Here is a 9,459-nt window from a genome sequence, read left to right as displayed (position 1 = left end):
GTGGCCGAACTGCAGCGCCTGCTGGGCGACCCGCAGCCCGGCCAGCGCCTCATCGCCATCCCCGGCACGGGCACCCACGTGCCGATCTGGTTGCTGGGTTCCAGCCTGTTTTCGGCGCAGTTGGCGGCCGAACGGGGCCTGCCGTTCGCCTTTGCCTCGCATTTTGCGCCACGGCTGCTGTTGCCGGCGCTCGAGCTGTACCGCAGCCGCTTCCGCCCCTCGGCCACGCTGGCCCGGCCCTACGCCGCCATCGGCGTGCCGCTGATCGCCGCCCCCACCGACGCCGAGGCCGAGTACCTGGCCAGCAGCACCTACCAGCGGGTGCTGGGCATCCTCACCGGCGACCGCCGCCGCCTGCAGCCGCCGGTGCCCGACTTCTGGGCACAGGTGGACGGGCAGGCCCGCAGCGCCATCGGCGACTTCCTGGCCGCTGCGGTCGTCGGCGGGCCCGAGACGGTGCGCACCGGCCTGCAGCGCCTGGCCGACCTGACCGGGGCCAACGAGTTCGTCCTGGTCAGCGACGTGTACGACCCCGCCCTGCGCCTGCGCTCGCTGGACATCGCCGCGGCGCAGATGCGCTGAGGGGCTCACTCGATGGCCTTGGTCATGTCCTCGACCACTTTCTTGGCGTCGCCAAACACCATCATGGTCTTGTCCAGGTAGAACAGCGCGTTGTCCAGGCCGGCGTAGCCCGCCGCCATGGACCGCTTGTTCACGATCACGGTTTTGGCTTTGTAGGCCTCCAGGATGGGCATGCCGTAGATGGGCGAGCCCTTCTGCAGCGCGGCGGGGTTCACCACGTCGTTGGCCCCCAGGATGATGGCCACATCGGCCTGGCCGAACTCGCTGTTGATGTCCTCCATCTCGAACACCTGGTCGTAGGGCNNCAGCAGCACGTTCATGTGGCCCGGCATGCGGCCGGCCACCGGGTGGATGGCGTACTTGACGGTGATGCCCTTCTCGATGAGCTTGTGCGCCAGTTCCTTGATCGCGTGCTGGGCGCGTGCCACCGCCAGGCCATAGCCGGGCACGATCACCACCGTTTCGGCGTTGCCGAGCACAAAGGCGGCGTCGTCGGCACTGCCGCTCTTGACCGGACGCTGCTCGGTCTTGGCGCCCCCGGCCGTAGCGGCTTCGCCGCCGAAGCCCCCCAGGATGACGTTGAAGAACGAGCGGTTCATGGCCTTGCACATGATGTAGCTCAAGATCGCGCCCGAGCTGCCCACCAGCGAGCCGGCGATGATCAGCATCGAGTTGTTCAGGCTGAAGCCGATGCCGGCCGCCGCCCAGCCCGAGTAGCTGTTGAGCATGGACACCACCACCGGCATGTCGGCACCGCCAATCGGGATGATGATGAGCACGCCCAGGATGAAGCCCAGCGCGATCACGATCACGATGTCCATCCAGCCCTGCGTATGCCAAAAGCCGAAGCAGAAGAACAGCACCGCCAGGCCCAGCACCAGGTTGAGCTGGTGCTGGCCGGCGAAGGTGACGGGCGCACCCTGGAACAGGCGGAACTTGTACTGGCCCGACAGTTTGCCGAAGGCGATGACCGAGCCCGAGAAGGTGACGGCGCCGATGAAGGCGCCCAGCGCCAGCTCGATGCGGTTGCCGCCCGGGATGGCCTCGCCCTTGGCGACGATGGAGAAGGCCCAGGGTTCGGCCACCACGGCGACCGCGATGCAGACCGCGGCCAGGCCGATCATGCTGTGCATGAAAGCGACCAGCTCGGGCATCTTGGTCATCTCGACCTGGTGGGCCATGTAGGCGCCCATGCCGCCACCGACCACCAGGCCGGCCAGCACCCAGGTCAGGCCATCGATCGCATCCACCTGCATCTGCTGGGCCAGGCTGACGATGAGCCCGACGGTGGTGAGCGAGGCGATGGCCATGCCGGTCATGCCGAACACGTTGCCGCGGATGGAGGTGGTGGGGTGGCTCAGGCCTTTGAGCGCCTGGATGAAGCAGACCGAGGCCACCAGGTACAACAGAACGACGAGGTTCATGCTCATTGGGTGGCTCCTTCAGCGGCAGCGGGGGCTTTGCGCTCTTTTTTCTTGAACATCTCCAGCATGCGCCGGGTGACCAGAAAGCCGCCGAAGACGTTGACCGCGGCCAGCGCCACGGCCAGCACGCCCATGGTCTTGCCCAGGCTGGTTTCGGTGAGGGCCGCCGCCAGCATGGCGCCGACGATGACGATGGCCGAAATGGCGTTGGTCACGGCCATCAGCGGCGTGTGCAGCGCGGGCGTGACGTTCCAGACGACGTGGTAGCCGACGTAGATCGCCAGCACAAAGATGATGAGGTTGAAGACAACCGGGGAGATGGCTTCCATGGGGAGGCTCCTTGTTATTTGCGCTTGACTGCGCCGAGGGCTCAGGACTTGCGCTTGACTTCGCCGCCTTGGGTCATCAAGCAGGCCGCGACGATGTCGTCTTCCAGATCGACCTGGAGGCTGGCTGCGGGCTCGCCCTTGGCCGCCGGCGGAACGATGAGCTTCAAGAAGTCGAGCACGTTGCGCGCGTAGAGGCTGGAGCTGTCGGCCGGCACCAGCGCGGGCAGGTTGGTCTCGCCGATGATGAAGACGCCGTGCTTTTGCACGGTTGTGTCCGCTTCGGTCAGCGGGCAGTTGCCGCCGACGCCCTTTGGCCCTTTGCCCGCGGCAATGTCCACGATCACCGAGCCGGGTTTCATGCTTTTGACCATCTCTTCGGTGATCAGCACCGGGGCGGCACGGCCAGGAATGAGCGCGGTGGAAATCACGATGTCGGCCTGTGCCACGCGCTGGGCCACTTCGACCTGCTGGCGCTCCAGCCAGCTTGGCGGCATGGGGCGGGCGTAGCCACCCACGCCTTCGGCCGCTTCCTTCTCTTCGGCGGTCTCGTAAGGCACGTCGATGAACTTGGCGCCCAGGGATTCGACCTGCTCTTTCACCGAAGGGCGCACGTCAGACGCTTCGATGACGGCGCCCAGGCGTTTGGCGGTGGCGATGGCCTGCAGGCCGGCCACGCCGACGCCGAGGATGACGACGCGCGCGGCCTTGAGGGTGCCGGCCGCCGTCATGAGCATGGGGAATATGCGGCCGTACTGGTTGGCGGCCACCATGACGGCCTTGTAGCCGGCGATGTTGGCCTGCGAGGACAGCACGTCCAGGCCCTGCGCGCGGGTGGTGCGCGGGGCGGCTTCCAACGCGAAGCAGGTCAGGCCGGCGGCAGCCAGGGCGGCCAGACCGTCGGCATCGAAGGGGTTGAGCATGCCCACCAGGGCGGTGCCCGGCTGCATCAGGGCCCGTTCTGCGGGCAGGGGCGCGCGCACTTTGAGGACCAGCTCGCTACCGTAAGCGCCCGCGGCGTCGACGATCTGCGCCCCAGCGGCTTGGTAGGCCGAGTCGGTCGCGCTGGCCCGCAGCCCCGCCCCCGACTGCACCCGCACCTCGTGCCCTTGCCCCACCAGCTTCCTGGCCGTCTCTGGCGTCACCGCCACCCGACTCTCCCCCGCCATCACTTCGGCAGGTACTCCTATGCGCATGCTTGTCTCCGTGCTTCAAAAAAAGGCGCACCGGACCGGCCGGTGCGCCATGCAACGGCCCCGGCGGGGGGCCGACCCTGGCATCGCCCTGGATGGCGATGACAGCCTCAAGCGAGGGCGGGAGCCGGCTGTGCCAGCAACTCCTTCAGGTGTGCGTCCACCTGGGCGATCGCGTCGGCGTCGGTGCCGAACAGGGCCAGGTGGCCGTCGATGCTGGCGATGGGGCGGAACTCGCTGTTCGGGATCAGTTGCTGCTCGGCCTGGCAATCGGATGGCGGGAAAAACATGTCCGACGCGATCGGCATGACGTAGGTCTTGGCGCGGATCCGTCCCAGCGCGGCGGCCTTGTCGCCGCCGGTGTGCAGGCTGACGTCGCCGCGTTGCCATTTCCAGGCCATGCACAGCAGGTTGTTCGGGTCCATCGGGCCGAAGTAGCCGGTCATGAAGCCGTCAACGAAGGCCTGCATCGACTCGAAGCCCAGCACCCGGTGGCGCCCGCCCCGGAAGAACTCGGTGCTCCAGCCCATCACCGTCCAGAGCTTGGCGTGACGCTTCAAACCCGCCGCCACGTCGGCCGGGGTGGCGTAGAGGCCGTCGCGGAAACCCGGGTCGGTGGTGAGGGCCTCCACCAGCGTTTCGGTGAACAGGAAGTCGTGCTCGGTGTTGCAGGCGGTGCCGGCAATGGGCGCGGCGCGTTCCACCATGTCCGGGTAGCGCACGGCCCATTCGTAGGTCTGCTGGGCGCCCATGGAGCCGCCGGTGACCAGGGCCAGGCGCCGGATGCCGAAGTGTTCGGTCAGCAGGCGGTGCTGGGCGCGCACGTCGTCGCCGATGCGCACTTTCGGAAAGCCGGGGCCCGCCTGCGCGCCGGTGCTGTTGTGCGGCGACACCGACAGGCCATTGCCGATCTGGTTGACGACGACAATGAAGTACTGGCTGGGGTCCAGCGCCCGGCCGGGGCCGATGTAGACCTGCTCCATGATCTTGCTGGTGCCCGAGTACCAGGTGGGTACCAGGATGGCGTTGTCCCTGGCCGCGTTGAGCTGGCCGTGCGTGGCCACGGCCAGCGTGCAGTGCTCCAGCACCCCGCCTTCGGCCAGCTCCAGGCGGCCGATGTCGATCAGCCGGAACGGGCCGTGGTTGTCTTGAGAATAGTAGGCGTTCATGCTTGTCTCCAGCGTGCTTCTGTGTAGGGAAAAGGGTGGCCCGGCCGGGCCACCCCGGAGTGGCGTCAACGCGCGGTGTAGCCGCCGTCGATCACCAGTTCGGCGCCGGTCACCCAGCGCGCCTGGTCGGATGCCAGGTAGACCACGCCCCAGGCGATGTCGTCCGGCGTGCCGGTCCCGCCCAGGGGGTGCAGGGCGTCCAGGGCGGTTTTGGCGGCCTTGGGGTCCCAGCCCGCGTCATGCACGTAGCGGTTCACCAGCGAGGTGAAGATGAACCCCGGGTGCACCGAGTTGAAACGGATGCGGTCGGCGGCGTAGGTCAGCGCGTCGTTCTTGGTCATGGTCCGCACCGCGCCCTTGGCGGCGTGGTAGGGCGGGATGTCGCCGCCACCGACGATGCCGTAAATCGACGAGATGTTGACCACCGATCCGCCCCCGCTGCGCTTGAGGTGGGGCACCGCGTGCTTGGTGCACAGGAACACGGCGGTGGTGTTGACCGCCATCACCCGCTCCCATTCGCTCAGGGGCAGCTGGTCGGTGGGCTGGTTCGCGCCTTCGATGCCGGCGTTGTTCACCAGCACGTGCAGGCGGCCAAAGCGGCCGACGGTGGCCTCCATCGCACCACGCACCTGGGCCTCGTCGGTCACGTCGGTTTGCACGAAGAGCGCGCGGTGGCCGGCGGCTTCGAGCCGTTCCACCACGGTCTGGCCGCGCGGGTCGATGTCAAGGACAGCGACCGCCGCCCCTTCTTCGGCCAGCCGCAGCGCAATGGCTTCGCCCAGCCCGTTGCCGCCGCCGGTGACGACGGCCACTTGTCCAGTGAGTCTGCTCATGGTGTCGTGCCCCCGTTTCAACGCATGTCGAAGCCGGGGTAGCCGGTGCGGGCCAGCTCGTCGCACTTGGCGTGGTAGTTGCCCACCCCGCCGATGTAGGACAGCAGGCGGCGCGGCTTGCCGTCCACGTTGGAGCCCATGTACCAGGAGTCGGTCTTGACCACCAGCGTCTTGGCGGCGGTTTCGTCGTGGTGCTGTACCCAGGCGTCTTCAAAGGCTTTGGTGGCTTCCACCACGGTCTTGCCCTGCTGACGTGCGTGGGCGATGCAGTCGCTGATCCAGTCCACCTGCTGCTGCAGACAGGTGGTCATGTTGCACAGCGCGGCCGACGGCGCCAGCGGCGCACCGGTGGTGAACAGGTTGGGGTAGCCGTGCACCTGCAGGCCCATGGCGGTGCGGATTTCCTGCGACCACTGGTCTTTGAGCGAGCGGCCGTCGCGGCCCCGGATGTCGATGCGGCTGAGCGCACCCGAGCCGGCGTCAAAGCCCACGGCCATCACGATGATGTCGACCTCGTGCACCTGGCCGTCGGCGGTCTGGATGCCTTCGGGCACGATGCGCTCGATCGGTGTCTGCTTGCAGTCCACCGTTTCCACATTGGGCTGCAGGTACACCTCCAGGTACTTGTTTTCCAGCGGCACGCGGTGGGTGCCGAAGCCGTAGTCGGTCGGGATCAACAGCTTGCACAGGTCGGGGTCGTGCTGCAGACGCTCGCGCATCTTGCCGCGGACGAACTGCGACACCTCTTCGCTGACCTGTTCGTCGAAGAACATCTCGGGGAAGGACGCCAGCCACAGCGCCAGCGAGCCGTCTTCCCACAATTTTTCCAGCACGGCGGTGCGCTCTGCCGGGGTCTTGTCGGCCCAGGGGCCGGCGTCGAAGTCGTAGTCAAAGCCGGCGAAGGTTTCGCGCACCCGCTTCTTGAGTTGGTGAAACTGCGCACCCCACTGGGCCCAGTCCTCGGCGCTGTATTTGGGGTTCTTCATCGGGATAACGTACTGCGGCGTGCGCACGAAGATCTTGAGCGAGCCGACCTCGGGGGCGATGGTCTGGATCACCTGGATGCCGGTGGCGCCGGTGCCGATCACAGCCACGCGCTTGCCCTTGAAGTCCACCGGGGTCTTGGGCCAGAGGCCGGTGTGGTAAATCTGGCCCTTGAAGTTGGCCTGGCCGGGGAAGCGGTCAGACAGCGGGGCCGACAGCATGCCGCAGCAGGCGATCAGGAACTGCGCCTGGATGTGTTCGCCCTGGCTGGTGGTGATGTTCCAGCGGTTCTGCGCCTCGTCGTAGTGGGCCGAGGCGATGCGGGTGTTGAACTGGATGTCTTTCTTCAGGTCCAGCTTGTCGGCGACGTAATTGAGCCAGCGTTCGGTTTCGGGCTGTGCCGGAAAGCGCTCCGATGGCTGCCAGGATTTGTAGAGCTCTTCCGAGAACCAGTACTGGTAAATCTCGGCCTGTGAATCGAAGCGGGCGCCGGGGTAGCGGTTCCAGTACCAGGTGCCGCCCACGCCCGAGGCGGCGTCGTAGGCGCGCACGGTCATGCCCATCTCGCGCAGGCGGTGCAACTGGTACAGGCCGGCCACGCCGGCGCCGATGACGACGGCGTCGTACTGGGTGGCGGGGGTGCTGGCGGGGGTGGCCACGGACGGGGCCAGGGCGGTGGTGTTCATGTCGTCTCCTTGTGTGTTCACGGTGGACCTGGGGTGAGCCAGGCGGTCCGGTCCACCCCGCCCGCGGTGTGCGGGTGCTCTGGGGTGGCCGTGGCACTAATTTAGGAGTCGGACCCGTGTGGGGTCTTGTCGATTCTTGGCGGGTTTTTGAACATTTCCGTGCAGCCGCCAGGGGCGTGCGCACGGTCAGGCCACGCCGCGGCGGCACGATCCTGCGGTGCAGGGGGCCGTTCAACGGGGGCGGTTCAGCAGGCCTTTTTGAGGCGGGCGGGAGTGGTGCCCAACCGGGCGCGGAACACCCGGGTCAGGTGGGCCTGGTCGGCGAAGCCGCAGGCGGCGGCCACTTCCTTGATGGCCATCGACCCCTGGCCCAGCAGGCGCCGGGCCCGGTCGATGCGGCGGTCCAGCACGAACTCGTGCGGGGCCCGGCCCACGGTGGCGCGGAAGTGCCGGGTGAAGGTCCACACCCCCAGGCCGGCCACCTCGGCCATCTGCTCGATGGAGATGGCCTCGTGCAAGTGGGTTTCGACAAATTCCTCGAGGCGCCGCAGGCGACCGGGCGACAGCGGGCCGACCGGTCCGCTGTCGCGGTAGGTGACCGAGGCGTACTTGCGCAGCAGGTGGACCGACAGTTGCAGCGCCAGGGCCTCGGCGTACATCGCCCCGCCCAGGCCCTGTTGCTGGGCCTCGCCGGTGATGGCGTCGACGATGCCGGTCACCACCGGGTCCTGTTCGCGCAGCAGGTCGTGCAGCCGCACCTCGGCCACGGTCCGGCCCATCACGTCGGCCGCCACGCGCGACATCAACGCTTCCGACAGGTAGGTGTGGGTCACGTCGATGCACTCGGTCCAGTACCAGTGCGATTGTTCGGAGCGCGTGAGCAGGGAGAAGTCCCCGGGGGTGCAACGCGTTTTGGTCCAGCGCCCGTCGAAGCAGCGCTGCATCGGTGTGTGTCCGTCGCGGTAGCGCACCACCATGAAGTGGTCCATGGCCGGAATCGGCACGTCCAGCCCGGTGTAGCGGTAGGCGCGGTGGGCCACGTCTTTCCAGCCCAGGCCGTCGCTGGCAGAGGTGACCCGCCCGGGCACCCAGGTGGGCAGGTCGCGGGGCGTGATGAGGGCAGGCATGGGGCCATCATTTCAACAAATCCCCAGGTTTGTCGCATGAGGGATAACGCGGATGCATGCGGTGGTGTAGCGGCACGGGGATAATCGGGCCATGTCTAGCAAACCCCGTGTCGTCGTCGGCCTGTCCGGCGGCGTGGATTCCGCCGTGAGTGCCCACCTGCTCAAGCAGCAGGGCTACGAGGTCATCGGCATCTTCATGAAGAACTGGGAAGATGACGACGACAGCGAATACTGTTCCAGCCGCCAGGACTGGCTGGACGCGGCCAGCGTGGCCGATGTGATCGGCATCGACATCGAGCACGTCAACTTCGCCGCCGAGTACAAGGACCGCGTGTTCGCCGAGTTCTTGCGCGAGTACCAGGCCGGGCGCACGCCCAACCCCGACATCCTGTGCAACGCCGAGATCAAGTTCAAGGCCTTTCTGGACCACGCCATGCGTCTGGGGGCCGAGAAGATCGCCACTGGCCACTACGCCCGGGTGCGCTGCATCGGCCACGACGGCCAGGTGCGCGAAGCGGCCACCAGCAGCGCCGCCGATGGCCGCTTCGAGCTGCTCAAGGGCCTGGACCCGCTGAAGGACCAGAGCTACTTCCTGCACCGCCTGAACCAGGCGCAGCTGGCCAAGACGCTGTTCCCGGTGGGCGAGCTGCCCAAGACCGAGGTGCGCCGCATCGCCGCCGAGATCGGCCTGCCCAACGCCAAGAAGAAGGACAGCACCGGCATCTGCTTCATCGGCGAGCGGCCGTTCCGCGACTTCCTCAACCGCTACATCCAGAAGGAACCGGGCCCGGTCCGCGACGATCAGGGCCGCGAGATCGGCCGCCACGTGGGCCTGAGCTTCTACACCCTGGGCCAGCGCCAGGGTTTGGGCATCGGTGGGGTGAAGGAGCAGGGCGCGGCCAAGGGCGCTGGCGAGCACGCGCCGTGGTTCGTGGCGCGCAAGGACGTGGCGAGCAACACCCTGTGGGTGGTGCAGGGCCACGACCACCCCTGGCTGCTGTCGCCCGAACTGTCGGCGCTGGACGCGAGCTGGGTGGCCGGGGTGCCGCCCGCGCCGGGCGCTTACGGCGCCAAAACCCGTTACCGCCAGGCCGACGCGGCCTGCGTGGCCAGCGCGGGGGCCGACGGCACGTTC

9 protein-coding genes are annotated in these 9,459 nt (G+C 67.6%); 2 read left to right on the top strand and 7 right to left on the bottom strand.

Going from position 1 to position 9,459, the window contains the following annotated elements; genetic code table 11:
* Positions 1-582 (top strand): MsnO8 family LLM class oxidoreductase (locus CON77_RS15530; RefSeq protein ID WP_232788444.1); only part of this gene is annotated, 582 nt, incomplete at its 5' end.
* Positions 583-587: 5 nt separating this feature from the next.
* Here CON77_RS15530 and CON77_RS07640 read toward each other — a convergent pair.
* From CON77_RS07640 to CON77_RS07610, 7 genes are all read right to left on the bottom strand, one after another.
* The gene (locus CON77_RS07640) at positions 588-2,012 is read right to left on the bottom strand and encodes an NAD(P)(+) transhydrogenase (Re/Si-specific) subunit beta (RefSeq protein WP_101048579.1); all 1,425 of its coding nucleotides are present in this window, start codon (positions 2,010-2,012) and stop codon (positions 588-590) included.
* Complete coding sequence (locus CON77_RS07635) at positions 2,009-2,335, bottom strand: NAD(P) transhydrogenase subunit alpha part 2 (RefSeq protein WP_101048578.1); 327 nt, start codon at positions 2,333-2,335, stop codon at positions 2,009-2,011. The genes CON77_RS07640 and CON77_RS07635 overlap by 4 nt, the downstream gene beginning before the upstream one ends.
* A 41-nt stretch (positions 2,336-2,376) precedes the next feature.
* On the bottom strand, positions 2,377-3,528 hold the full coding sequence (locus CON77_RS07630) for a Re/Si-specific NAD(P)(+) transhydrogenase subunit alpha (protein ID WP_101048577.1): 1,152 nt from the start codon (positions 3,526-3,528) through the stop codon (positions 2,377-2,379).
* Positions 3,529-3,635: 107 nt separating this feature from the next.
* Complete coding sequence (locus tag CON77_RS07625) at positions 3,636-4,694, bottom strand: alpha/beta fold hydrolase (RefSeq protein ID WP_101048576.1); 1,059 nt, start codon at positions 4,692-4,694, stop codon at positions 3,636-3,638.
* Positions 4,695-4,759: 65 nt separating this feature from the next.
* Complete coding sequence (locus CON77_RS07620; protein ID WP_101048575.1) at positions 4,760-5,527, bottom strand: SDR family NAD(P)-dependent oxidoreductase; 768 nt, start codon at positions 5,525-5,527, stop codon at positions 4,760-4,762.
* 17 nt (positions 5,528-5,544) lie between these two features.
* Positions 5,545-7,197: a flavin-containing monooxygenase gene (locus tag CON77_RS07615; RefSeq protein WP_101048574.1), complete on the bottom strand. Its 1,653-nt coding sequence runs from the start codon at positions 7,195-7,197 to the stop codon at positions 5,545-5,547.
* Between the two features lie 245 nt (positions 7,198-7,442).
* A complete protein-coding gene (locus tag CON77_RS07610) occupies positions 7,443-8,324 on the bottom strand; it encodes a helix-turn-helix domain-containing protein (RefSeq protein ID WP_101048573.1) in 882 nt (293 codons plus the stop codon).
* Positions 8,325-8,415: 91 nt separating this feature from the next.
* Here CON77_RS07610 and mnmA point away from each other — a divergent pair.
* Positions 8,416-9,459 (top strand): tRNA 2-thiouridine(34) synthase MnmA (gene mnmA, locus CON77_RS07605; protein WP_101048572.1); only part of this gene is annotated, 1,044 nt, incomplete at its 3' end.

The sequence above is a fragment of the Macromonas nakdongensis genome, assembly GCF_002837145.1.
Taxonomy (GTDB): Bacteria; Pseudomonadota; Gammaproteobacteria; order Burkholderiales; family Burkholderiaceae_C; genus Macromonas_B; species Macromonas_B nakdongensis.
The sequence above is the reverse complement of the archived record's forward strand: the minus strand, read 5'-3'. Positions and strand labels throughout refer to the sequence as shown.